Annotated in this window: 23 protein-coding genes and 2 pseudogenes; 20 read left to right on the top strand and 5 right to left on the bottom strand. The window is 58.8% G+C overall.

What is annotated here, in order from left to right; all coding sequences use genetic code 11:
• Positions 1–185: 185 nt before the first annotated feature.
• Both JW799_RS06330 and JW799_RS06325 read right to left on the bottom strand, forming a co-directional pair.
• Complete coding sequence (locus JW799_RS06330; protein WP_205429112.1) at positions 186–581, bottom strand: carboxymuconolactone decarboxylase family protein; 396 nt, start codon at positions 579–581, stop codon at positions 186–188.
• 43 nt (positions 582–624) lie between these two features.
• Positions 625–1,804, bottom strand: a pseudogene (locus JW799_RS06325) (MFS transporter).
• Positions 1,805–1,926: 122 nt separating this feature from the next.
• Here JW799_RS06325 and JW799_RS06320 point away from each other — a divergent pair.
• The 6 genes and pseudogenes from JW799_RS06320 (at position 1,927) to fhuB (ending at position 8,349) form a co-directional block, all read left to right on the top strand.
• Complete coding sequence (locus JW799_RS06320; RefSeq protein ID WP_205429110.1) at positions 1,927–2,763, top strand: helix-turn-helix transcriptional regulator; 837 nt, start codon at positions 1,927–1,929, stop codon at positions 2,761–2,763.
• A 208-nt stretch (positions 2,764–2,971) separates the two neighbouring features.
• On the top strand, positions 2,972–3,496 hold the full coding sequence (locus JW799_RS06315) for a PadR family transcriptional regulator (protein ID WP_205432853.1): 525 nt from the start codon (positions 2,972–2,974) through the stop codon (positions 3,494–3,496).
• An 85-nt stretch (positions 3,497–3,581) separates the two neighbouring features.
• Positions 3,582–4,280, top strand: a complete 699-nt coding sequence (locus JW799_RS06310; protein WP_205429108.1) for an ABC transporter ATP-binding protein — start codon at positions 3,582–3,584, stop codon at positions 4,278–4,280.
• A gap of 12 nt (positions 4,281–4,292) precedes the next feature.
• A complete protein-coding gene (locus JW799_RS06305) occupies positions 4,293–5,066 on the top strand; it encodes an ABC transporter permease (protein ID WP_080831930.1) in 774 nt (257 codons plus the stop codon).
• 133 nt (positions 5,067–5,199) lie between these two features.
• Complete coding sequence (locus JW799_RS06300) at positions 5,200–6,246, top strand: ABC transporter substrate-binding protein (protein WP_338026228.1); 1,047 nt, start codon at positions 5,200–5,202, stop codon at positions 6,244–6,246.
• Positions 6,243–8,349: pseudogene (fhuB, locus tag JW799_RS06295) on the top strand (Fe(3+)-hydroxamate ABC transporter permease FhuB). The gene JW799_RS06300 and the pseudogene fhuB overlap by 4 nt, the downstream one beginning before the upstream one ends.
• 308 nt (positions 8,350–8,657) lie before the next feature.
• Here fhuB and JW799_RS06290 read toward each other — a convergent pair.
• Both JW799_RS06290 and JW799_RS06285 read right to left on the bottom strand, forming a co-directional pair.
• Positions 8,658–9,098, bottom strand: a complete 441-nt coding sequence (locus JW799_RS06290; RefSeq protein ID WP_205429104.1) for a hypothetical protein — start codon at positions 9,096–9,098, stop codon at positions 8,658–8,660.
• A gap of 107 nt (positions 9,099–9,205) precedes the next feature.
• Complete coding sequence (locus tag JW799_RS06285; protein WP_080832789.1) at positions 9,206–9,682, bottom strand: C40 family peptidase; 477 nt, start codon at positions 9,680–9,682, stop codon at positions 9,206–9,208.
• Positions 9,683–10,167: 485 nt separating this feature from the next.
• On the opposite strand from JW799_RS06285, the gene JW799_RS06280 reads away from it, so the two are divergent.
• From JW799_RS06280 to JW799_RS06230, 11 genes are all read left to right on the top strand, one after another.
• Complete coding sequence (locus JW799_RS06280; RefSeq protein WP_080832788.1) at positions 10,168–10,626, top strand: Hsp20/alpha crystallin family protein; 459 nt, start codon at positions 10,168–10,170, stop codon at positions 10,624–10,626.
• A gap of 1,003 nt (positions 10,627–11,629) precedes the next feature.
• Positions 11,630–12,754, top strand: coding sequence for a polysaccharide deacetylase family protein (locus JW799_RS06275; protein ID WP_205429101.1), 1,125 nt, complete (start codon positions 11,630–11,632; stop codon positions 12,752–12,754).
• Between the two features lie 19 nt (positions 12,755–12,773).
• Positions 12,774–13,295 (top strand): hypothetical protein, encoded by a 522-nt coding sequence (locus JW799_RS06270; protein WP_205429099.1) that lies wholly within the window; start codon positions 12,774–12,776, stop codon positions 13,293–13,295.
• Between the two features lie 3 nt (positions 13,296–13,298).
• On the top strand, positions 13,299–13,892 hold the full coding sequence (locus JW799_RS06265; protein ID WP_205429097.1) for a class I SAM-dependent methyltransferase: 594 nt from the start codon (positions 13,299–13,301) through the stop codon (positions 13,890–13,892).
• 55 nt (positions 13,893–13,947) lie between these two features.
• Positions 13,948–14,436, top strand: a complete 489-nt coding sequence (locus JW799_RS06260; RefSeq protein ID WP_080832784.1) for a GyrI-like domain-containing protein — start codon at positions 13,948–13,950, stop codon at positions 14,434–14,436.
• A 182-nt stretch (positions 14,437–14,618) separates the two neighbouring features.
• Positions 14,619–15,596: an acetylxylan esterase gene (locus JW799_RS06255; RefSeq protein WP_240353172.1), complete on the top strand. Its 978-nt coding sequence runs from the start codon at positions 14,619–14,621 to the stop codon at positions 15,594–15,596.
• Between the two features lie 137 nt (positions 15,597–15,733).
• Complete coding sequence (locus JW799_RS06250; protein WP_205429095.1) at positions 15,734–16,861, top strand: MBL fold metallo-hydrolase; 1,128 nt, start codon at positions 15,734–15,736, stop codon at positions 16,859–16,861.
• Between the two features lie 146 nt (positions 16,862–17,007).
• Complete coding sequence (locus JW799_RS06245) at positions 17,008–17,925, top strand: ABC transporter ATP-binding protein (protein ID WP_139787093.1); 918 nt, start codon at positions 17,008–17,010, stop codon at positions 17,923–17,925.
• Positions 17,922–18,671 (top strand): ABC transporter permease, encoded by a 750-nt coding sequence (locus JW799_RS06240; protein WP_080832781.1) that lies wholly within the window; start codon positions 17,922–17,924, stop codon positions 18,669–18,671. The genes JW799_RS06245 and JW799_RS06240 overlap by 4 nt, the downstream gene beginning before the upstream one ends.
• Before the next feature lie 14 nt (positions 18,672–18,685).
• The gene (locus tag JW799_RS06235) at positions 18,686–19,291 is read left to right on the top strand and encodes a hypothetical protein (RefSeq protein WP_205429093.1); all 606 of its coding nucleotides are present in this window, start codon (positions 18,686–18,688) and stop codon (positions 19,289–19,291) included.
• Positions 19,288–19,626: a winged helix-turn-helix domain-containing protein gene (locus JW799_RS06230; RefSeq protein WP_205429091.1), complete on the top strand. Its 339-nt coding sequence runs from the start codon at positions 19,288–19,290 to the stop codon at positions 19,624–19,626. The genes JW799_RS06235 and JW799_RS06230 overlap by 4 nt, the downstream gene beginning before the upstream one ends.
• 56 nt (positions 19,627–19,682) lie before the next feature.
• On the opposite strand, the gene JW799_RS06225 is transcribed toward JW799_RS06230, so the two are convergent.
• Entirely contained in the window at positions 19,683–20,279 is a 597-nt protein-coding gene (locus tag JW799_RS06225; protein WP_080832826.1) for a nitroreductase family protein, read from the bottom strand.
• Between the two features lie 375 nt (positions 20,280–20,654).
• Here JW799_RS06225 and JW799_RS06220 point away from each other — a divergent pair, with 375 nt between their 5' ends.
• The 3 genes from JW799_RS06220 (at position 20,655) to JW799_RS06210 (ending at position 22,971) form a co-directional block, all read left to right on the top strand.
• A complete protein-coding gene (locus JW799_RS06220) occupies positions 20,655–21,098 on the top strand; it encodes a MarR family winged helix-turn-helix transcriptional regulator (protein WP_080832778.1) in 444 nt (147 codons plus the stop codon).
• Between the two features lie 317 nt (positions 21,099–21,415).
• On the top strand, positions 21,416–22,366 hold the full coding sequence (locus JW799_RS06215) for a ring-cleaving dioxygenase (RefSeq protein WP_080832777.1): 951 nt from the start codon (positions 21,416–21,418) through the stop codon (positions 22,364–22,366).
• Positions 22,363–22,971 (top strand): alpha/beta hydrolase, encoded by a 609-nt coding sequence (locus JW799_RS06210; protein ID WP_080832776.1) that lies wholly within the window; start codon positions 22,363–22,365, stop codon positions 22,969–22,971. Before JW799_RS06215 ends, JW799_RS06210 begins: the two co-directional genes overlap by 4 nt.
• The last annotated feature ends 158 nt before the right edge of the window (positions 22,972–23,129 follow it).

Genomic DNA, 23,129 nt, shown 5'->3' with positions numbered 1-23,129 from the left:
TGTTCTACTAGCCAGCCTTCCAAAAGAATAACCAACCCGGATAAACCGTGTTGGTTATTCTTGCGCTACGGATAGTTCGGCCGTGTATGTGTCTTGCGGCTGATACTGTGGCAGCTCGGTCGGTATTTTTGGCAAGCGTTAGTTCCAGCCAATTTATGCCTCCCAGATGTCCAAAGAAAATGGGTTTATTTTGATTGAAGGTTTCGTTCTTCAAATACTTCTGCTGCGATGGTAAGTATCGTGTTTAACCCCGCCGGAAAACCCGCGTAGATGATCATTTGCATCATGCATTCGACGATCTCCTCTTCGGTCCACCCTACATTTAACGCGCCATTGATGTAAAATTTCAGTTGCTGCGTATTTCCCATGGCTGTAAGACCAGCCACGGTGGCAAGAAGGCGCGATTTCAAATCCAAGCCGGGACGGGAAAAAATTTGCCCATAGTTAAATTCTACGGCCAATCTCCCCAGATCCGGTGCTACGGAATCCTGAAAGCTGTCCACGATGGCCTTATAATGTTCCCCATCGATTTTAGACAAAATTTCCATTCCTTTTTTGTAGTTTTCATCAACAAATGTCATGTTAGATCCATCCCTTTCTTCATGAACTTATCGTTTGCGGCTGTTAACGCCGTTTTTTGTTTCCCAGAGCAGCGCCCATCCCGGCCGCAATCATGACCATGCCGCAAATGCAAACGCCTGTCCAGTGCCACCGGGTCCATGCCCATACCCCTAAATAGGATCCCAATGCTCCCCCAGGAAGGTGCAAACCATATACAGCCCGTTCAATCGGCTTCGCGCGGAAGCGGAGAGGCTGAAAATGCTGGCTTGACAGGCCACCTGATTAGCCTGTGTTCCGACCGTCAGCAAAAAAGCGGCCAAGATCAAAGCCGGTAGCCAGTGTCCCGCTGTCACGGCGATCAGGAAGGAGATCATAGCCGCAAGCATACACATTTTGTTGGCGAAAGAAGCCCCCTTTCTATCGATGACCCTTCCGATTATAGGTGTAGCGATCATGCCACCGATTCCTACCAGGCCGACCAGACCGACGACAGCGCTGCTATAGGAGTAAGGGGCGCTTGCAACAGGAATCCTATTGTCGTAAAAAAAACGCTAAATGATCCAAAAATCATCCCCTGACTTAAACAAGAACGCCGAAGCACGTCTTCTTTCATAAATAGAGGCCCCAGGGAAAGAAGAAGTCCGCGATAAGGTAATGAGGCCGTTCCTTTGCTTACGGGAAAGCGAAGCCGAATCAGTAGGGCAAGCAGAAGCATGCATCCGAACGAAATCCAGTACATGCTTCTCCATCCCCACAAGCTGCCCACCAAGCCGCTGACAAGTCTGGCTCCCAGTATGCCGCAGACCAGTCCGATGGCTACCGTCCCTAGCACTTTTCCGCGATTGCGTTCATCCGCCATCTCCGCGGCCAAAGGAACGATAATTTGCGGAATTACCGTGGTTAAGCCAAGACAGAAATTACTGACGACCAACCATGTAATCGAACCGGAGAGAGCCGAGGATACCAGTGACAGGCTTGCCATGCCCAGCAAGGCAAGAATTAGTCGGCGTCTTTCGAAAATGTCCCCTAGCGGCACGATCATAAGGTTACCTAGGGCATAACCAACCTGGGCGAGTGTCGTCACGATCCCAGCCTCGGCCTCAGCCGCCCCGAATGTTGCGGCTATATCGACCAGAAGGGTCTGGTTCAAATAGACGTTCGCTACGGCAAATCCGCAGGCTGCCGCCATAAGCGCAATCAGACCTTGCGTAAGCCCGGGTCTGCCGCTACTTTGCAATACAATCACTCCTTTGTCTTCAAATTGGAGGTGCTGCAGTTGTAAGATTAATGTAGATGAAATACTATGAATAGAATCCTGTTTATCATAGTATTAAAAGTAATGGTTTTAACGAAAGGAAGTTGATCATGAGCGATCGGGAAGAGAAACGCAGGGAGTTAGGAAAGTTTTTAAAATCGAGGCGCTCCAGACTTACTCCTGAACAATTCGGATTGCCCGTAGGGCCGCGACGGAAAGTCCAAGGCCTGCGCAGAGAAGAGTTGGCGCAGATTGCAGGCATCGGTCTTACCTGGTATACATGGCTGGAGCAAGGAAAAAATATACAAGTTTCCACCCAGGTACTTGAATGTCTCGTAACGGTCATGCAGCTTAATGCCGAGGAGAGGAATCATCTGTACAATCTGGCTCTCGGGCAGCTGCCAGTAGAACAAACGGCTTCGATCGAGGAAAGCCTTATTCCGATCGTACAAAATTTTATGAATGAATATGAGAGATGTCCGGCTTATGTGACAGATCAGCGGTGGGATATATTACTTTGGAATAAAGCGGGCGAGCAGGTCTTTGGGGATTTTGAAAAGATGGATAAAAAAGAGAGAAACGCAATTTGGCGATGCTTTGCTTCGCCCGCTTACCGAAATCTAATTGGGGATTGGAAAAACCACGCAAAACGACTATTGGCGCAATTCCGGTCAACAAGCACTCCTTTTGTAGGAGAAAACTGGTTTAAGGATTTGGTCGCGGAGTTAATGGAGATCAGCCCCGAATTCAGGCTATGGTGGCCAAGCTATGATATTTCGGGTACGCCAATCGGCAAGAAAATAATCAATCATCCGCGTGTTGGAACCATGGTTATGGAACATATCACCTTTAGAGTTTACGATGCCCCCGAACTGAAGCTAACTGTTTATCGTCCTCTTGAAGAGAATGATACTGTGCAGAAAATGATCCGTTTACTGAACGAATAGGAGGCTGCGTGCGAATTTGCTGGCACCAGTAGTACCCGTCGTATGCCGGCAGGTGGATGTCCAGCAGCACCAGGCGGGGCCGGTTTTTTTGCGGAACGGACCGTTGACAAGAGGAAAGGGCGGGGCTATAATCGCCGTATATCCAACGTTGGATATACAATCCGGGTTAACGCTTGACCGCCCAAGAGAAGGAAAGGCAGTGACCGTCATGACCAATCTCATTTTGCTTTCCTTCCTGCGCCAGCGCCCGATGCACGGTTACGAGATCCAGCAGCTGATCCAGTCGAGCCGGATGGATTTGTGGACGAACGTCTTGTCCGGTTCCATTTATTACGCGCTCAACAAAATGGAAGGCGACGGTCTGATCGCGGCAACCGCAGAAGAACGGACGGGCGCGAGACTTCGCAAAATCTACAGCATTACGGAGGAAGGAGAGAAATGCTTCCAGAGGCTGCTCCGCGAAACGCTGACGCTTCCTCCGCATTCCGTCAAGTCCGACTTCTCGCTCGGGCTCGCCTGGATCGAACACATTCCCAAGCAGGAGGCTTTGGAACTGCTGGAGCGGAACCTCGGGCAGGTGGAGGCGACGCTAGCTCAATGGCGCTCGGGAAAGGAAATCAAACAGCAATACGGCTTGTCCGAGGTTGCCGTCGCGACATTCGATCATGCGATTTCGCTGCTCGAGCACGATGTTGCTTTTTTGAACAAAATCATCGCTTTAGTCCGGGAATAAGCCTCAGCTTCGGCTGCGGCTATTATCTCAGTCATATATCCAACATTGGATATATAATATTGGTTATAAAGGAGCGAAAACGCGCATGAGGGAAAACCTGCTTATCGAGGCGAAAGGACTGAAGAAGACGTATGGGCAAAAAAAGGTCGTGGACGGCGTGAATCTGGACATACGGGAGGGAGAAGTGCTTGCCATTATCGGTCCCAACGGAGCGGGCAAATCCACGACGCTGGACTTGGTGCTGGGACTTTGCAGGCCCGATGCGGGGGCGGTTGCTTACTGGACTTCGGAGCCGTCCCGGCACATCGGACTGCAGCTTCAGTCCACGCCCTTTTTTCCGGGATTTACGGCCATTGAAAATTTGCGGATGTTCGCCGCCTTTTACGGCCGGCGGCCGAAGGACGCGGAACTCTTCGGCCATTTGAGCCGTTGCGGGTTGGCCGATTCGGCTCGACTGGATGCGCTTCGGCTCTCGGGAGGCCAGCAGAAGCGGCTCGCCATCGCGATGGCGCTCGTGCACGACCCGAAGCTGCTGTTTCTGGATGAGCCGACGGCCGCGCTCGATCCCCGGGCCCGGCGCGAAATCCGGGAGCTGATCCGTTCGCTGGCGGATTCGGGCGCCTCCATCGTATTTACTTCGCACGATATGGAGGAAGTGCACAAGCTGGCCGGCCGCCTGGTGCTTATCAGCCAAGGGCGCGTTCGGGCTTCCGGAACGCCCGACGAGCTGCTCGCCCGCTATGGCGCCGACAATCTCGAAGAGCTTTACATTCAATTGACTTAAGGAGGACGCTCGATGCGGGTTATTTTGACTACGATGCTGAAAAGCCTGTTTCGCGACATGCATACCCTGGTCTGGAACATCGTTTTTCCGGTTGCCATGCTGATGGGGCTCGGACTTTATTTTAACGATTCGGACTACTCTTACCGGCTGCTCGGGGGCGTCCTGACGACGAACGTTCTGTTCGGCGCGACCATCGTCACCGCCTTTTACGTCATGGCTCAGCGCAATCGGGGCATCTACAAGCTGCTGCGGGCGACGCCTTTTTCGACCGTGGCGTTCATTGCCGCGACAACGGGTTCGCGAACCGTCCTGACGCTTCTTGTCAGCGCCTGCGTCATCGCCATCGGCACGATTTCGTTCGGGATAAAAATCGGCTTTGCGGCCCTCGGTCTCATTCTGCTTGTGCTGCTGCTCGGCACCGTTTGCTTCACCGCGCTGGGGTTTCTTGCCGCCAACCTGTCGAGGGACGAAGGCAACGTGAACATGATCTCGAATTTGATGAGCTTTCCGATGCTGTTGACAAGCGAAGCCTTCTATTCGCTCGAACGCGCGCCGCAGTGGGTCGCGATCGTCGGGAGGATGCAGCCCTTCCACTACTTGGTGGAAGCCATGTCCGTCGCGATTCGGCCTCAAGACGGCTTGTCGGCTATCTGGATGCCGCTTGGCATGCTTGCGGGCTTCACGATCGTTTGTCTCGGCGCGGCCGCGGCCACTTTCCGGTGGGATGCGGAAGCGACGGCAGCCGGTTGGAAAAAGATGGCCGGGCGAAAAACCGCGTCCTCGTAAAAAAGCTTATTGACAGAGAAAATGATAACCATTATCATTCAATCTGGCGGATTTGATAACGGTTATCATTAGGCTGAACCAGCCGAGGCTGTCGGAACTCCGCCGCTACATGAACGGTCAGGGGGACCACACTGTGCGTTTGTTCAAGCCTTCCGTTTTACTTTTCGTTTTAGCTTTCATCCTCGTCCTTTCCGCTTGCGGAAACAACGGATCCAATTCGAGCTCGGGCGCCTCTCCGAGCGCTTCGGAGTCGCCTTCCGCGGCGCCGTCGTCGCCATCGGCTTCCGAGTCGGCCGCGCCTTCCGGCGATGAGACGCGCAAGATCGAGCATGCGATGGGCACGACCGAAGTCAAAGGCGTACCGCAGCGCATCGTCGTGCTCGAATGGACGTACGGCGAAGACCTGCTGGCGCTGGGCGTGCAGCCGGTCGGCTTTGCCGATATCGAAAATTACAAGAAAAACGTCAATATCGAGCCGCAATTGAGCGCGGATGTCGTCGACGTGGGCACCCGCCAGGAACCGAACCTGGAGATGATCGCTTCCTTGAAGCCCGACTTGATTATCGGGGTGAAATTCCGCGTCGAGAGCACGTACGAGCAGCTTGCCGGAATCGCGCCGACGATCGTGTTCGATCCGTATCCGGCCGAAGGCCAAGGGGATCAATACCAGGAGATGGAACAGACGTTCAAAACGATCGCGGACGTCGTCGGCAAGACGGCGGAAGCGGACAAAGTACTGGAGGATTTGAACCGGTCTTACGAAGAAAACAAGGCGAAGCTGGCGGAAGCGGGCAAAGCCGACATGCCGTTCGTGCTCGCGATGGCGTTCAGCGATCAGAACGCCGTTACGTTCCGGCTTTCGACCGATAATGCCCTTGCAGTCAAGGCGCTGGAGCGCATCGGGCTCAAGAACGCCTATCATTCGAGCCAATTCGAAGGCTACGGCTTTTCGACGACGGACGTCGAAGCGCTGCCGGGCATACAGGACGCGACGCTGCTTCATATTATCCAGTCGACCGACCCAGCCCTTGATCTCCTCGCCAAAAATCCGGTCTGGAGCGGCCTGGATTTCGTCAAGGAAAACCGCGTTTACGCGCTCGGCGGCGACACGTGGCCTTACGGCGGGCCGCTGTCCGTCAAGCTGCTCGCTCAGAAAACGACCGACCTGCTGACGCAATGAAGCCCGCAGGCCGGGAGGCGGAAACGCCATCCTTCCGCAACGCCGATCCAGCCCGAACCGCTGCGCGCGGGGCGGGCTGGAAGCCGTTGGGCATGCTTGCGGGAGGGCTTGCCGTGCTTGCCGCGCTTGTCTTCGTCAGCCTGACGCAAGGGTTGGCGAACGTATCGCTGCGAGCCGTGGTCGATGCGCTGTTTCGATCCCAGGACGTTGCCGAGCATCAGCTCGTCCTGGGCGTGCGGCTGCCGCGGACGGTCATGGGCATTATCGCCGGTGCCGGCCTGGCGGCGGCCGGCGCGCTCATGCAGACGGTGACGCGCAACCCGCTCGCCTCCGAGTCGACGCTCGGCGTCAACGCCGGAGCTTACCTCGTCGTCGTCGTCGGCACGATTTTTTTTCCGGGCCTGCTGCATGAGGCGCCGATTTTGTTCGCGGTAGCCGGCGGCGCAGCCGCTGCCGCGGCCGTCTACGCGATGGGAGGCGGGCGCAAAGGGACGCCCGCCCGCTTCGCGCTGTCCGGCATGATCGTCACGCTCGTCTTCTCCTCGATCACGAGCGCGCTTCACCTGCTGTTCGAGGAAACGACGCAAGGCTTGTTTCTGTGGGGGTCCGGAACGCTTATCCAGAACGACTGGAGCGGTGCGCGGTTCGCGTGGCCCTGGGTGGGGCGGGCCTGCTCCTGCTCGTGCTCGCCTCCCGGCATTTCGATCTGCTCGCCTTCGGGGACGAAACGGCCCGCTCGCTCGGGCAGAAGGTCGGGGCGACGCGGTTCGCCGGCATGGCGCTCGCGGTCGTGCTCGTTTGTGTCATCGTCAGCGTCGTCGGCCCGATCGGCTTTGTCGGCCTGATCGCCCCGCACCTCGTGCGCCTGTCCGGCGTCGCCCGCCATGCGTGGCTCATTCCCGTCAGCGCCGTATGGGGCGCGGCGATCCTCGTCGGATCGGACACGCTCGCCCGTTCCGTCGTCAGCAGCTTCGGCGAGCTGCCGGCGGGGGCCGTCACCGCCATCATCGGCGCGCCGTGGCTTATTTGGCTGGCGCTGCGGGTTTCCCGCCACGCGGGGGCACGCGGCTCCGCCCGTTCCGGCGTTCCGACGGCTCCGCCGGGGAGTTGGGTCCGGGCCGTTCCGTACCCGGCCTGGGTCGCCTTGCTCGGCGCGCTGCTCCTCGCCGTCTGGGCCGCCAGCCTGATGAGCGGCAGCGTCCGGCTTTCGCTGGCCGAAATGCTGGCCGCGCTGGCCGGCGGGGGCGACGAGCTTCACCGCTCGATCCTGCTCGACATGAGGCTGCCGCGCCTGCTGACGGCGGGACTCGTCGGCATGGCGCTGGCGGTCAGCGGCTGCCTGCTGCAGAGTTCGGTCCGCAACCCGCTTGCGGACCCGCAGGTCGTCGGCGTCACGAGCGGCGCCGGCGTCGGCGCGCTGCTGCTGCTGATCGCCTTCCCGCAGCTCCCGGCCGGCTGGCTCCCGTTCGGCGCCATCGCCGGAGGCCTTGCCGCTTCCGGCCTCGTGTACGCGATCGCCTGGCGAAGGGGCTTAAGCCCGACGGTGCTCATCCTCGTCGGGATCGCCGTCGCCGCCGCCTGCTCCGCGGTCATCAACATCCTCGTCCTTCAAGCGAAGCTGACGCTGGCGCCGGCGCTCGCCTGGATGGCCGGGAGCACGTATGCCCGCGACTGGCCGCACGTCGCGCAAATGCTGCCGCCGGTCGCGCTGCTGCTTCCTTTCGCCTGGTGGCTCGGCCGGCGGGTCGATCTGCTCTCCTTTAACGACGAGAGCTCGACCGGGCTCGGGCTCCCGGTGCGCCGCACCCGGCTGCTCGCGGGCGCCGTCGCCGTCGTGCTCGCTTCCGTGTCGGCGGCGAACGTCGGCTCCATCGGCTTCGTCGGCCTGCTCGCTCCGCACGCGGCGCGCTTGCTCGTCGGCGCAAACCACCGCCGTTCGATGGTCGTGGCCGCCCTGCTGGGGGGACGCTGCTCGTCGCCGCCGATTGGGTCGGCCGCACGGTGCTCAGCCCGCGCGAGATTCCTTCCGGAATCGTGGCGGCCGTCATGGGCGCTCCTTATTTGTTCCTGCTCATGATGCGAAGCAAGAAAACGACGGATTGACCGGCCGCAAGCCCGCGTTCCGTTTGCCGAATTTCAAGCCGAACGCGCAAAAAGAATGCTCCTCCGAACCGGAGGGAGCATTCTTTTTATCGTCGTCACGGCTCGCCGGCGCATGAGGGACCAAGGTTCCGTCGCGCCACCGGTTTTCGTCATGCTACAGAGTTTACCGCTCTGCTAATTTCGGTCACGCTGCAAGAATTCGCCATGTTGTACAATATCGCACCGCTGTAAGTTTCCACGCGCTGCACGTTTTCGCCATACTGCAAGTTGCCGACATGCTGCACGTTCCGACATGCTGTGCCATTTCGTCATGCCCCGGCAAGATAACCGAAGGAGCTCGCGTATATCGGGAGTCCTTCGGTGGATTTTATCCAACCGGCGAAGTGAAAAAAGCGAAAACCGCTGCCTATACTGGATTTTATCCAACGAAAAATGCGAGAATCGGACGAATCGGCCAAAAAGCCGCCATTTGATTGGACAAAATCCAACCTAGGGGACAATTCCCGCGAAAAGCCCGCTCTTCGTTGGATGAAATCCAACGAGGTTCGAGCATCGGGCGAACTGGCGGTCGCCTGAAGGCTGTTTCGCAGCGCCTGCTCTCGTACGCATTCGTCCTTGCGCCAAATCAACAGCGCCTGCACGCGTACGCATTCGCATTCGTTCTTGCGGCAAATCCGCAGCGCCTGCTCGCGCACGTACTCGTCTTTGCGCCTCAATCTGCCGCGCCGTTCGCGCACGCAATCATTCATGTGTCTCGATTCCTCGATCCACCCGCGCCACCTGCGCCCGCGTACGCGACCGTCTTACAGCCGTGCCGTCACGTGTTACTGCCGTTCCGGAAACTTGCGCCCGATTTTTAAAGCACTCTGCGAGCCGTCACGTATCTGTTCTTCCAGTAGCTGTCGCTAAGCTTGGAAATCGTCACGCCCTTGCTGCTTGACGCGTGCAGAAATTTGCCGCCTCCCGCGTAAATGCCGACGTGGCCGATGGAGCTGCTTCCCGTCTTGAAAAAGACCAAATCCCCCACGCTAAGGTAAGCTTTCGCCACCTTCACTCCGATATCCGCCTGCGAGCTGGTCGTGCGGGGAAGCTCAAGACCCATTTGATCGTATATGTATTGAACGAAAGAAGAGCAATCGAACGCTTCCGCGCTTCCGCTAGCCGCTCCGAATTTGTAAGGGGTGCCGATGTATTCTTTGCCGACCGCCAGCAATTCGAGCGATTCCGCCGTGGCCGCGCTGGCCTCCGAAGAGGAAACGGCGGTTATTCCGAAATATCCCACAGCCGTTAATAAACCGATGGACGCCCACTTGGCGAGTTTTCTTTTCATCATCGATCGACGATCCTCCTGCAGTCTAAGGGTGCCTGTTTTATTTTCCGTTTTTAACTGAACCTAATATAGCACAAGCCAAATTTCATAAAATTTTCCAAGGTGAAAAAAGAGGCCGGTGCGGCAAAGGTTGCACCCTTTTTCTTAAAAAACGGTTAGAATTCTCTCATTTGGACGGAGAGATCGAAAAATTGCGCCGAAATGCGGTTCAGGCCGCGGATTTCAGGGTAAATAGGACAAGTTTTGCCGCGGACGCAGGCGAACGAGCCGGCAAGATCGGGCGGACGGGAGCCAGGGATGGCTTCGCCCATAAGGTCAAAAATGATCAAATAGTCAGTAAAGGTCAGTAAAGTTCGGGGAAAACGGCAAAAACAAGCCCCTACGGGAAAATAAGGCGGATTATCCGTTTTGTCGGTCGCGCCATCCCCCGTTATAATAAAGTCGTGCAAAGGTCAAATTTAGTCAAAAATCGAAAGGGGAAATGAAACATGTTTGCGATCGTACCGTTTGCCAAACGTCGGGAAGACGTTTTTCGCCACTTGACCCGTTCCTTCGACGAAATGTGGAGCGAACCTTTCTTCGCGCCGTTCCGCACGGACGCGCCGGTTCCGTTCAAAACGGACATCCGGGAGACCGAGCAGGCGTACTTTATCGAGGCCGAGCTCCCGGGCTTCGGAAAAGACGACATCCGCATCGAATACGAAAATCCGTATTTGACCGTCAAGGCGGAGCGCAAGGCAGAAACGGAGGCGCAGGACGAGGCCGGCCGGGTCGTGCGCCGGGAGCGCCGCTACGGCGAATTCGTCCGCCGGTTTTACGCGAAGGACCTGGACGAGGCCGACGTGAAAGCTTCGCTCAAAAACGGGCTGCTGCGGCTTGAAGTGCCGAAGCGGCCGAAGCGGCCGAAGCCGCAGGCGAAACGCATCGAGATCGCGGACGGCGAATGACTCGCAGGCGCGTTGCGCCTCTTGTCGCATGCGGCGCAATGCGTCGAAGGCGAAAGACCTTCGCCGTGCGTCTCCGAACCGCCGCATGCGGCGAACGCCGCCGGACGACAAAAGACTCGCCGCGCGCATCACCTAACCCGCCGCATGCGGCGAACGTCGCCGGACGACGAAAGACTCGCCGTGCGCATCACCTAACCCGCCGCATGCGGCGAACGCCGCCGGATGGCGAAAGACTGCCGAAAAGGTCGGCAGTCTTTTAATTTCTTTCCCGTGCGAATGTGTCCATGCAAGCTTGGGGGCAAGGCGCGTTACAGCCATACGCAGTTGAGAAGCCATGACTCATCTCGCCGCCTCCGCCCGCCCGCGAACGCTCCGGTTGAGTCATGACGACTCATCTCCCCCCGCCAAACGCACCCAGCCGCACGCACTTGAGTAAATATTGCTCATCTGACAGCTTCCCCCGCCCGCGAACGCTCCGGTTGAGTCATGACGACTCATCTCCCCCCGCCAAACGCACCCAGCCGCACGCACTTGAGTAAATATTGCTCATCTGACAGCTTCCCCCGCCCGCGAACGCTCCAGTTGAGTCATGACGACTCATCTCCCCCCGCCAAACGCACCCAGCCGCACGCACTTGAGTAAATATTGCTCATCTGACAGCTTCCACCCGCCCGCGAACGCTCCAGTTGAGTCATGGGGACTCATCTCCCCCGGCTGTGCGCATGCGCCTCTCGCGACATTCCGCCCTAAATCTCCACCATTTACGATCCCCGGGAGTCCTGTCTTTCCAAGGATGCCGTCAGGCGTATTCTTCAGCGACGGGAAACCTGGCGACCGAACGGATTTCCCGTCGTTATTGACCGTAAAACCGCGGTTTAAGCGGCTTTTTTATTCGGTAATGGTTCCTATCGATCGACACAATCTCTTATTCCTTCTTCTATGGAAAAATGATAGGCTTTTCGTAAACGACAGCCTGCCCTGGCGGCGAGGAGTGGTGCTCGAGGTGCGTGCCAAGCTCGTTTTTTTGACCGTTGCCCTTATTCTCGTTTCCGTTTTTATGCTTCGCGACGACGCGGCGGCCGAATCCGGCCTATCCGGTCTGCCGCCGTACATAGCCGTGAACGATTCGGGGATTTCGTTTGCGGACGCGTTTCCCGAGACGCGCGACGGGATTTTATTCGTGCCGGTGAGGAAGATGGCGGACGCGATGAAATTGAGCATCGAGGTGGAGGGCGAGGAGGTTCGCCTGTCGGGCCGGGGGAAATCCGTCTCGCTGTTCGTGAAGAAAAACGTGGCCGTGGAACCGGACGGGCGGGAAACGGAGCTTTGGCTGTTCGCGCGCGACGGCCGGCTGCTCGTTCCGCTCGAATTTTTGACCGCATATTTCGAGTATCAGATGAAAACGTATCCGGAGCTGCCGGCGATCCGTCTGAGCGATCGGGAAGCTGCGCTTGACGACGACGCGTTTTTGCGGCAGGCGAAGGCCGAAACCGGGCGGGGAGCCGGGGAAAATAAGCTGCCGCTCTATTTGACGTTCGACGACGGTCCCACCTCCCATACGATGGAATTGCTCGACGTCCTGGAAGCCCATGGCGCGAAGGCGACGTTTTTCGTGCTCGGGCCGGCGGTCGCGAAGTATCCCGAAGCGGTCGAGCGGATGGTGGAAGAAGGACATCGGGTCGGCTTGCACGGGATGACCCACGACAGAAAGCGGTTCTACGAAAGGCCGCAGGCGTCGCTGGACGAAATGAACGAGGCGAACGAAAGGCTGAAAAAGGCGGCGAACGTGACCTCGAGCCTGATTCGGGTCCCGTATGGCAGCAAGCCTTATTTTACGAAAGACTATCGGGACGCGACGGCCGCGGCGGGCTATCGCCTGTGGGATTGGAATCTCGACACGGTCGATTGGAAATACAAGGGGGACACGGACGGGCTGTTGAAAAAAATAAAAGAGGATGTCCGGGAGCTCAAGCGCCAGGGAACGGCCCCGGTCGTGCTGCTTCACGACCGGAAGACGACGATTTCCGCGCTGCCGCGGATTCTGGAAACGCTCGAGGCGGAAGGATATGCCTTTTTGCGGATCGAAGATAGTATGGTGCCGTTGAATTTTTGGCAGGATCACAGGTGAGACGGGAGAGATTGGATACATGCGGTACGAACTCGCGGCGGCGTTTTTGGCCCAAAAGCTCGATGTCGATACGTTGAACGAAATCGTGAGCCAGCTGGCATACGCGCCGTTGCTGTACGATAACGGGGACACGATCGAGGCGGACGATTTCGCCGCCGGATTGCAAATCGAATTGGCCGACGAGGCTCGGGATGCCGCCGGAAAGCTGTACGATTTGGCCGTTCGGGCTTGCCGGCGTTGGTCCGGCGAGGCGGAATACGAGCTGCTGCAGGACTGCCTGGCTTTGCAGGCGGATTTATGGCGCGCGGGGTCGCTTTCGATCGGCGACTGGATGCGCTGGCTCGAGCGGGCGGGGGACGGGCTGGTGGAGCTGCCGAAATACGATTTCGAGACGTTGTTCGCGGATTTGCCGGAAGGCTTCTCGATCCACGATTTTCACGATCAGCTGTTGTACCTGCTGGAGGAACGCCCCGATCACGAATGGGCCGCCCGGGAGCGGGACGCCCTGTACGAACGGCTCGGGGCGAGATCGGGCGCGTAAGGCATGACGCTCGAAGTGATGTTGTCCGTAATCGCGATTGCGGCGGCTTTGGCGGGGGCGCTGTCGATCGTGCTCGCTAGCTGGAAAAACGGCATTTCTCCGATGCCTTCGTCCGCTCCTGTTCGCAGGGCGGTAGCTGCCGAAATCGGACGAATCGCCAGCATGCGGAAGGACGCCGTAGCCGTCGTCGACGCGGGGGCGGGCTGGGGGACGCTGGCCTTTCATTTGGCCAGGCACTGCCCCGTCCGAACGGTGACGGGGATCGAAAATTCGACCGTGCCGCTGCTCGCGTCGCGGCTGACGGCTCGCTTGAATCGGCGCGCGAACGGCCCCGTTTCGTTCGAGAAGGGGGATCTGTACCGTTATCGGTACGAGACGGCGGACGTCGTTGTCTGCTATTTGCATCCCGGCGCGATGAAGCGTCTCGACGCAATTTTCCGCAGCCGCCTGTCGCCGGGAGCCCGCGTCGTCAGCGTCTGCTTCGCGCTGCCCGGCTGGCAGCCCGAGCGGGTCGTCGTTTGCGGCGATCCGCAGCGGACGAAAGTGTACGTATACGCCCGTCCGGAAAAGGAAACTCTTTCCGGTTCCGCCTCGTAATAGGAAAAGGCGCCTCTTGAAGAACGGGGCGGCATGCGAAAATGGAGGCGAAACCATGGAACGAAGGGAAGAACGAATCGAAGTCATTGCTCGGCCCGCGTTTGCCGCGGTAGGCATGCGCTGGGAAGGGACGTTCGCCGAAGCCGGCGCGGGCGGGATCCGGGCCGTTCAGCGGAATTTGGCAAGCAGGCTGGCGGAAATCGAAGGCCGGACGGACGACGGCATTTTGTTGGGGCTTTCGTATCATGCGGGTCCGGACGCTTCTTCTTTCGTCCATTACGCGGCGGTTCGGGTCGACGGTCGCGGAGCGACGCCGGACGGGATGGCGCGGGTCGACGTGCCGGCTTTGACCTATGCGGCAACCGCGCACCGAAAAGGACAAAGCATCGACGCTACGTACCGGAACCTGTATCGATGGATCGAACAGCAGGGGTTGTCCGTTCTTGAGGGAAGCCTCACGCATTGCGAAGAGTACCCGCTTGCCCAGGATCCCGACGATCCGGACCCGGAGTTCGCGATCTGGATTCCCGTAGCCGGGGGTTAAGCAAGCCGCTCCCAGTTTGAAGCAAAGAAAACACGCGAAAATGGCCCCCGCCATCAGATCGTCTGGTATAATGTGTACAAAATGGAACCGGCCGTGCCGGAAGGGCGCAACCCGCATGCGGCACGACCGGAGGGCGAAGGGCGCGGCAAAGCCCGCAGCCCGCGAAACGAGGGGGCAAAACGTTGACGACGACGTATCCGAACGCGATTCAACGGCGCATTGACGAGCTGATGCAAGCCGATCCGCCATCGACCGCGCGCGCAGACTTGAACGAATTTTGGGAGCGGACGCTGGCCGAGTTCGGCCCGAAACCGCTGAACGGCCAGCGGGAAAAGCGGGACTCCCCGCTGAAATTTGTTGACGCTTACAGGGTGACGTACGAGGGCTATGACGAGACGCTCATCCACGGCTGGTACCTGCTGCCGAAGTTCGCGCCGCAGCGGAATTTGCCGTGCGTGGTCGTCTTTCACGGCTACTCCGGCGGCAGCGGGTTCCCCGAGGATTACAGCCAATGGCTGCTGATGGGGCTCGCCGTCTTTTCGGTCGACGTCCGCGGCCAAGGCGGGGAGACGGGCAATTTGCTTCCGCAGACGTATGGAATGACCAAAGGGTGGATTACGCAAGGAATTACGAACAAGGAAAATTGCTACTATCGCGCGCTTGCGATCGACAGCCTGAAGGCGATCGATTGGGCGAGCGAGCAGCCCGAAATCGACCGTTCGCGCATTGCCGTCGCCGGGACGAGCCAAGGCGGCGGGCTCGTGCTGATCGCGTCGGCGCTGAGCGACAAGCCGGCGGTCGCGATCGCGAACATCCCGAACATGTGCCAGATGGACTTCGGCTTGCTCAACTCGACGGGCTCGCTGACGGAAGCGGCCGATTTCGTGGCCCGCTTTCCCGACAAGCTGGAGCAGGTGCTGGATACGCTCAGCTATTTCGACATGGTCAACTTGGCCGGCCGCATCCGCATTCCGGTGATGGTGTCCGTCGGCCTGAAGGACACGGTGTGCATGCCGGAGACGATTTTCGCTGCCTACAACCGGATTCCGAGCCGCAAGGAAATCCGCGTCTATCCGTTCACGGGCCATGCCGTCGTCCCCGGCCACAATCGTCTGATGCTGGAGTTTATCCGCAAAGAGCTGCGGCTCGAGGAAGGCTGAAGCCGATTTCGCCGACGGCGCCGCAACGCCAAGCTTCGCTGCGCCCGAAGGAGCCGAAGCGTCTTGCCTTAGACTTCTCCGCTCCGGGAGATTACAATGAAAGCAAAAACACCGATTGCCTGGAGGCGGAGGACACCATGACGTTTTGGCTTACGGTTTTATTCGTTGTACTGGCCGTTCTAATGCTCGTTTTCCTTTTTATGAAGACATATCCGGCTTTCGGAGGAACGCCGTCCCCGGAACAGAAGCGCAGAATCCGAAATTCCGGGAATTTCTCCGGCGGCAAGTTCAACAATCCCGTCCCCACCTCGATGAAGATGAGCCCGAAGACGATGGCGGGCTTGCTGGTCGAGCAGATCAAAGGAAATTCCGGCCGCAGGCCGGAAAACGAGCTTGCGTCCGAGCCTCTCGACGGGCTTGACGCTCCCGAAGCCGACCCGCTTCAAGTCACCTGGTTCGGCCACTCGGCGTTTATGCTGCGGATTCACGGAAGCACGCTGCTGTTCGACCCGATGCTGGGGAACGCGCCCTCCCCCGTCCCCGCGTTCGGCGGAAAGCGGTACGGCCGGCCGATCGAGATCGACCGGATTCCGGCAGTCGACGCGGTCGTCATTTCGCACGACCACTACGATCACCTGGACTACGGATCGATCAAAAAAATCAAGGACAGGGTCGGCCGGTTTTTCGTGCCGCTCGGCGTCGGCGCCCACCTGGAGCGCTGGGGCGTCGAACCGAACAAAATCAAAGAGCACGACTGGTGGGAGGAAACCGAGTTCCAAGGTCTCGTTCTGACCAGCGCGCCCGCCCGTCATTTTTCCGGCAGAGGGCTGACCAACCGCAATTCCACGTTGTGGTGCTCCTGGATCGTCCGCGCTCCGGAAGCCCGCGTGTTTTTCAGCGGCGACAGCGGGTACGGGCCGCATTTTGCGGAAATCGGGGACAAGTACGGGCCGTTCGACCTCACGCTTATGGAATGCGGGCAGTATGACGAGCGCTGGGCGGCCATCCACATGCTGCCGGAGGAGACGGTTCAGGCTCATCTGGATGTAAAGGGCAAGCGAATGATCCCGGTGCATTGGGGGGCGTTCACGCTGGCGATGCACCATTGGACCGATCCGGCCGAACGCGCGGTCAAGGCGGCCAAAGCCCGCGGCGTTGCGATCCTGACGCCCAAAATCGGGCAAACGTTGGCGATCGGCGAATCGGATATTCCGACGGCGGCTTGGTGGCGAACCGCGGGGGCAATGGGGAGAACCGGCGGATAAAGGCCGGAACTTGCGCAATAAAGCAGAGAAACGGAACTGTCGCAGCGGCGGCGGTTCTTTTTTTAGGCAAAATTTAGTTGAAATTCTCCGTGTATCAGATTACTCTGAATTACAGAGTTAACATGAACATGCGAGGAGGAGCGCGAATGCAGCCTGTCATTCAACTTGAACAACTGCGCAAGCAATATGGCCAAACCGTCGCCCTCGACGGCATCACCATGCAGGTGAACAAGGGCGAAATTTTCGGCGTCGTCGGGCCGAACGGAGCGGGCAAGACGACGCTGATCGAGATTTTGGAAGGACTGAGAACGGCCGATGGCGGCGAAGCGCTCGTGCTCGGGAAAGACATCCGCAAGGAAGCGGCGGAAATCAAGCAGCGGATCGGCGTGCTGTTCCAGGCGACGACCCTTCCCGAAAAGGCCAAGGTGAAGGAAGTTCTCCGGCTGTTCGCGTCCTTTTACAAAAACGCCCGCAATCCGGAGGAAATCGCCCGCCTGACGGGGCTTCAGGACAAGGGGAACGCCATGATCAAGTCCCTTTCCGGCGGATGGAAGCAGCGGGTGGCGCTTGCGCTGGCCTTGATCAACGATCCGGAAATTTTGTTTCTCGACGAGCCGAGCATGGGACTGGACCCGAACGCGCGGAAGGAGATGTGGGCGACGATTCGCGAACTGCGGGGAGAAGGCCGCACGATCGTCGTGACGACCCACTACATGGAGGAAGCCGAGCAGCTTTGCGACCGGGTCGCCATCATCAGCAAAGGCCGCCTGGTGGCGCTGGAAACGCCGTCCGGCCTGATCGCGAAGCTCGGGCGGACCCGGCGGATCCGCTGCCGCAACGCCGGAATGGCGACGCGGGAGGAACTGGCGGCGCTGCCTCACGTATTGAGCGTCGAGATGGAAGCGGAGCAGGTCGTGCTTCACTCCGACAATATGGACGTCGCCCTGCAGCATCTGTACCGCCTGGCCGATCGCCAGGGCTGGCTCGTGAGCGGGCTGAAGCTGGAGGATGCCTCGATGAACGAAGTGTTTATGGAAGCGACGCAGAAGGAGGCGACGGCATGAACGCGGCTTTGCGCTTGATCGCATTTGATTTTCGGCTTTATTTTCGGGACTGGATGACGCTGTTCTGGATTTTGATTTACCCTCCGCTTATGCTGCTTATTTTCGGTTCCATGTACGGCGATCAGCCGGGAGTCGTGGCGGGCACCCGGTACATTGAGTCCTACGTCGCGGCCTTGTGCGTCATGAATGTCGTGACAGTGTCGGTCTTTACGCTGAACATCAACATCGTCACCAACCGGGAAAAAGGCAATCTCCGGCGCTACCGCGCCACGCCGCTGCCCGTTTCCGCCATTTTGGCTTCCCATTCGGTGCAGGGATTGTTTCTCGTCCTGGCGGGAACGGCGGAAATCCTGCTGATCGCGAAGCTCGTCTGGGATATTCGAATCGCGTTCGCGGCGCTGGGCGGGTTGCTTGCGGTGCTGCTGCTTGGCTGTCTCGGCTTTTTCAGCCTCGGTTTCGCGTTGTCGGGACTGGCCCGGACGGCCGGTGCGGCCAGCGGCCTGGCGATGATCGTCTTTTTTCCGATGATGTTCCTGTCCGGGGTCGCCATGCCCGTCGCGTTTTTGCCCGAGGCGATGCAGGCGATCGGCAAGGCGCTGCCGATGAAATATCTCGTCGAGATGGGGCAAGGCGTCTGGGCCGGTCAAAGTCTGGGAGAGTTTCCGCTGGGGCTGTCGGTTTTGGCCGGATTTGCCGTGCTGGCATGGGCGCTTGCTTTTCTATTGTTCCGTTGGGAAAATAGATGAGGGAGTGATTTGCGTTGGCCGATAACCGCGACAGGCGACCGCCCTCGACCCAAGGGCCGCAGCAGGCGTTGAAGGATATCGAATTCATCAAGGAACTGATTTCCCGGAACAAGCGCAAAGTCGACGAATCGCCGCCGTACCTGCTCATTTGGGGCACTTATGTCATGCTTGGCTTTGTGGGCATGCATTTCGATATGTCCGTGTGGCCGAACTGGTACTGGGCCATCGGCGCGATCGCCGCCAGCGCGCTGACCGCCGTTACCGGCATCCGGCAAGCAAGGCGTTCGCCTTCGCCGGCATCCGAAGTCGGCGCCTTCGGGTGGATGTTCTGGCTTCCGTTCCTGGCCGTGTTCCTGACGGGCAGCTTCCTGCTTTTTTCGGGAATCGTCCGGGCGGAGCATGCTTCGTTTCTATGGATGTCGCTGGTGGGCGTCGCCTACGTTTCCCTGGGGCCGCTGACCGGCAGGGGGACGGTTGTCCTCGGGTTATGGTTCATCGTTCTGGCGATCGCGACCCGGGCGTTTCTGCTCGACTATCAATTTCTCGTTCTCGGGCTGCTCGGCGGGGGTTCGCTGGTGGCGACGGGGTTCGTCCTGCTGCTCCGGGGGAAGGCTCGATGAGCGACGGCATTCTGGACTCGATCGACGACACGATTCACGCCAAGGCCCGCCTGGGCATTATGAGTCTGCTGGCCGTGCATGGGGAATGCGAGTTTACCTTTCTGCGGGACGAGCTTCGGTTGACCGAAGGCAACCTCGGCAACCACATTCGCGTGCTGGAGGAAGCCGGTTACATCGAAGCCGTCAAAGCGTTTGTCGGGAAGCGTCCCAAGACGACGTGCAAGCCGACCGCGAAGGGCATGGAGATGTTCCATCAATATATCGAAGGCCTGGAGAAAATCGTCCGCATGGCGCAAGCCGCCATCCGGAAGGAAGATCATCCCGGTGCCGAATGAAAACAACCGCCGGACGAGCCTGCGCTCGAGCGGCGGTTGTCCGCGATTAACGGCGTTTACTTGGAGCCGAAAACGCCTTGGAAAACGGAATCCCGAATCGGGTTCCGAGGCGAAGGCTGCTCGCGTTCCTGCATCGGAGCGGGCAGGTTTTCCTTCGGTCCCTGGTAGCCGAGGGCAACGAGCGCTTGCACCGCATAGTCGTCGGGCAGGCCGACGATTTCGCGGGCTTTGTCGAAGTCGATGCCGGTCATCGCGTGCGTGGCGAGCCCTTGGCGGGTCGCTTCGAGCGACAGATAGCCCCAAGCGGCGCCCGTATCGAAGGAATGGGAGCCGATGTCGCCTTTTTCCCACGTTTTTTGGGAGACGATCAAGATCAGCACCGGCGCTTTCAAGCACCAGGCCTGATTGAACTCGCCGATGAACGGAGCGAAGCGCTCGCGGTCTTCCTTCGTTTTGGCGACGATGAATTTCCACGGTTGAAGATTGAAGGCCGACGGCGCCCAGCGCGCCGCTTCCAGCACGGTGAACAGCGTTTCTTCCGGAACGTCCTTCTCGGCAAACGAGCGGGGAGACCACCGATTCAAATAAATCGGGTCGACGGGATAATCGGCTTTTCGAAACGGGGCGACTTGCGGCGAAAGACTGCTCATGATGTTCCTCCTTGGGTTTTGGTAAAATATAGGCTGGTAACCATGCTCGTTCGTATTATACCGCCATTTCACTAACATTTCTATAGCAGCTATACAATGTAAGCGGTTGCCGCGGGCCGGTTCCTTTTTTTGTTGGCTCCGTTAAAATAACCGAATCGCGGCGGCCGTAAACGCGGCGATTGCCGAAGAGCAGGTCGACCCGACCGCCGTCATGCAGCGAAGCACTGTACGCGAGTTGTTGAACGTGCCAAAGCTCCGATTATCCTTGAATAGGTTAACCCGAGAAAAGCTATGGCTTGAGGTTGACAAGTTCATCAAAATAAAGCATCTTAAAATTAAGATAAAAAACGAATCCCGAAGGGGAAAGAAGGAAACGCTATGACAGATACGCGCGACGACTCCCTGGATCTTTACATTGCTCTTTCCAGGTCCAGTCAATGGGTGAACGCTCATGCCGACCGCGACATCAAGCGTTACGGATTGAATCGCACCGAGTTCGGCGTGCTGGAGCTGCTGTATCATAAGGGCCCCCAGCCGATCCAACAGATCGGGGGCAAGGTGCTGATGAGCAGCGGCAACATCACGTACGTCGTCGACAAGCTGCAGGACAAAGGCTTCGTCGTCCGCAAAGCTTCGACCGAAGACCGGCGTCTCATTTACGCCGAGGCGACCGATAAGGGCAAAGCCTTTATCGAAGAGGTGTTCCCGAAGCATGCGGAGGTGATCCATGCGGCGGTCGGAGGGCTTTCGGCCGAGGAGAAGCGAATCGCCAGCGCGCTGCTGAAGAAGCTCGGAAAGTATGCGCAGGAAGGCTACAAGTAGCCGGACGCGAAGGGCGAAGGCCCGCGTTTAGCTCCCATCAGATACTCGCTGCTCAACTCGCGGCATCGAAGAAGCCTTAGGCAGAAGCAACCTTGAAATGGAAGAAGCCTTAGGCAGAGCAACCGGTGAAATGGAGAAGTCTACGCCGAGCAACTCGTGAAATGGAAGAAGCCTTCGCAGAGCAACTCGCGAAATCGAAAAACCTTCGCCTCAGCTTATGGTGAATTTAGCTGGCCAGGACCGTCCGCAAGGACGAATTCCTTTGACAATAAATCTTAAATTAAAGAAACTTAAATTTTATGGAGGGGATGGAGATTATGACCTTGCGTACGGCAGGCATTCATCACATTACGGCTTTCGTTAGAGACGCGCAGAAGACCGTCGATTTTTATGCAGGAGTACTCGGACTTCGGCTGGTCAAAAAGACGATCAATTTCGATGCCCCTGAAGTCTATCACCTGTACTTGGGCAATGAAGCGGGGAGCCCGGGAACGATCATCACGTTTTTTCCGTGGCCGCATTCGCGCCGCGGACGCATCGGGGCGGGGCAGGTCGGCGTCACGACTTACGCCGTCCCCGCGGACGCGCTCCCGTTCTGGAGGGAACGGCTTGCCCGCTTTCAAATCGCGGTCGAGGAGCGCGAAAGATTTTCGGAAACGTATCTCCGTTTCCGCGACCCGGACGGCATGGAGCTTGAAATCGTCGCCCGGGAAGAAGGGCCCGCGAGCCGGTGGTCGTTCGGCGGCGTTCCAGCGGAGATGGCGGTTAAGGGATTCGGAGGCGCCGTCCTGTACAGCGCCGCTCCGGATCATACCGGGCAGGTGCTGGAGAAGGTCATGGGCCTCGAGCCGGCCGGACGCGAGGGCAGCATCGTTCGCTACCGCTCCTTCGGCGATGTGGGCAACGTGATCGACATCGACACCGCGCAGACGAGTCCCGGTCAAGGCGGAGCGGGAACGGTCCATCATATCGCCTGGAGAGCGAAGGACGACGAGGAGCAGCTGGCGTTTCGGAGCCTGGTCCAACAGGTCGGCTTTCAGCCGACGCCCGTGACCGACCGGCAATATTTCAACGCCGTTTATTTCCGGGAGCTTGGCGGAATTTTGTTCGAAATCGCCACCGATCCGCCGGGTTTCGCCAACGACGAAGAACCCGATCGGCTCGGCGAAAAGCTGATGCTGCCGGAATGGTACGAACCCCATCGCGGGCAAATCATCCAAGGCCTGCCGCCGTTTGAGCTGCGGGTTCTGAAGGAGGACCGGCCATGAAGCATATTTTCCAGCAGGGAACCGATCCGAACGCCCCGGTGCTGGTGCTCTTTCACGGGACGGGAGGGACGGAACGGGATTTGCTTCCGCTGGCGGAGCGGATTTCCCCGAACGCCTCGGTGCTGTCCGTACGAGGCAACGTGCTGGAAAACGGGATGCCGCGGTTTTTCCGCCGGCTGGCCGAAGGCGTGTTCGACGAGGAGGATTTGATCTGCCGGACGAAGGAACTGAACGGTTTCCTGAACCAGGCGTCCGCCGAATATCGATTCGATCGCGGCAATCTCGTCGCCATCGGCTATTCCAACGGGGCGAACATTGCCGCGAGCCTGCTGTTCCACTATGCGGACGCTCTGCGCGGGGCGATTCTTCATCATCCGATGGTCCCGCTGCGCAACTTGAAGCTCCCGGACTTGTCGGGGACGAGCTGCTTTATCGGCGCCGGGCGTCGGGATCCGATCTGCGCGGCCAGCGAGACGGAGGAGCTCGCCGGCCTGCTGCAAGGGGCGGGAGCGGCCGTGTCCGTCCACTGGGAGGAAGGCGGGCACCAGCTTACCGGAACGGAGGTAGCCGCCGCTGCCGACTGGTTCGCCGCGACCTACGGTTGATTTCGGAAAAGCCCCTTCGGTACGCGACTCGCGTTTGCCGGAGGGGCTTTTAGCGCTGGTAGGTAGTTGGCGGCATTGACGAGTACGGGTGGGCACTCTCAGGTACCGGCCGGTAAATGGGGGCACTTGCCGGGCGTTAGACAACGAACGGCGGACCT

Source organism: Cohnella algarum, from assembly GCF_016937515.1.
Lineage (GTDB): Bacteria > Bacillota > Bacilli > Paenibacillales > Paenibacillaceae > Cohnella > Cohnella algarum.
Note: the sequence above shows the minus strand (reverse complement) of the source record. Positions and strands in the feature narration are given on the sequence as shown.

Coding starts and splice junctions, on each gene's coding strand:
- JW799_RS06330 (WP_205429112.1), bottom strand. CDS start 581: ATGACATTTGTTGATGAAAACTACAAAAAAGGAATGGAAATTTTGTCT.
- JW799_RS06320 (WP_205429110.1), top strand. CDS start 1,927: ATGAGCGATCGGGAAGAGAAACGCAGGGAGTTAGGAAAGTTTTTAAAA.
- JW799_RS06315 (WP_205432853.1), top strand. CDS start 2,972: ATGACCAATCTCATTTTGCTTTCCTTCCTGCGCCAGCGCCCGATGCAC.
- JW799_RS06310 (WP_205429108.1), top strand. CDS start 3,582: ATGAGGGAAAACCTGCTTATCGAGGCGAAAGGACTGAAGAAGACGTAT.
- JW799_RS06305 (WP_080831930.1), top strand. CDS start 4,293: ATGCGGGTTATTTTGACTACGATGCTGAAAAGCCTGTTTCGCGACATG.
- JW799_RS06290 (WP_205429104.1), bottom strand. CDS start 9,098: ATGAATGATTGCGTGCGCGAACGGCGCGGCAGATTGAGGCGCAAAGAC.
- JW799_RS06285 (WP_080832789.1), bottom strand. CDS start 9,682: ATGATGAAAAGAAAACTCGCCAAGTGGGCGTCCATCGGTTTATTAACG.
- JW799_RS06280 (WP_080832788.1), top strand. CDS start 10,168: ATGTTTGCGATCGTACCGTTTGCCAAACGTCGGGAAGACGTTTTTCGC.
- JW799_RS06270 (WP_205429099.1), top strand. CDS start 12,774: ATGCGGTACGAACTCGCGGCGGCGTTTTTGGCCCAAAAGCTCGATGTC.
- JW799_RS06265 (WP_205429097.1), top strand. CDS start 13,299: ATGACGCTCGAAGTGATGTTGTCCGTAATCGCGATTGCGGCGGCTTTG.
- JW799_RS06260 (WP_080832784.1), top strand. CDS start 13,948: ATGGAACGAAGGGAAGAACGAATCGAAGTCATTGCTCGGCCCGCGTTT.
- JW799_RS06250 (WP_205429095.1), top strand. CDS start 15,734: ATGACGTTTTGGCTTACGGTTTTATTCGTTGTACTGGCCGTTCTAATG.
- JW799_RS06245 (WP_139787093.1), top strand. CDS start 17,008: ATGCAGCCTGTCATTCAACTTGAACAACTGCGCAAGCAATATGGCCAA.
- JW799_RS06240 (WP_080832781.1), top strand. CDS start 17,922: ATGAACGCGGCTTTGCGCTTGATCGCATTTGATTTTCGGCTTTATTTT.
- JW799_RS06230 (WP_205429091.1), top strand. CDS start 19,288: ATGAGCGACGGCATTCTGGACTCGATCGACGACACGATTCACGCCAAG.
- JW799_RS06220 (WP_080832778.1), top strand. CDS start 20,655: ATGACAGATACGCGCGACGACTCCCTGGATCTTTACATTGCTCTTTCC.
- JW799_RS06215 (WP_080832777.1), top strand. CDS start 21,416: ATGACCTTGCGTACGGCAGGCATTCATCACATTACGGCTTTCGTTAGA.
- JW799_RS06210 (WP_080832776.1), top strand. CDS start 22,363: ATGAAGCATATTTTCCAGCAGGGAACCGATCCGAACGCCCCGGTGCTG.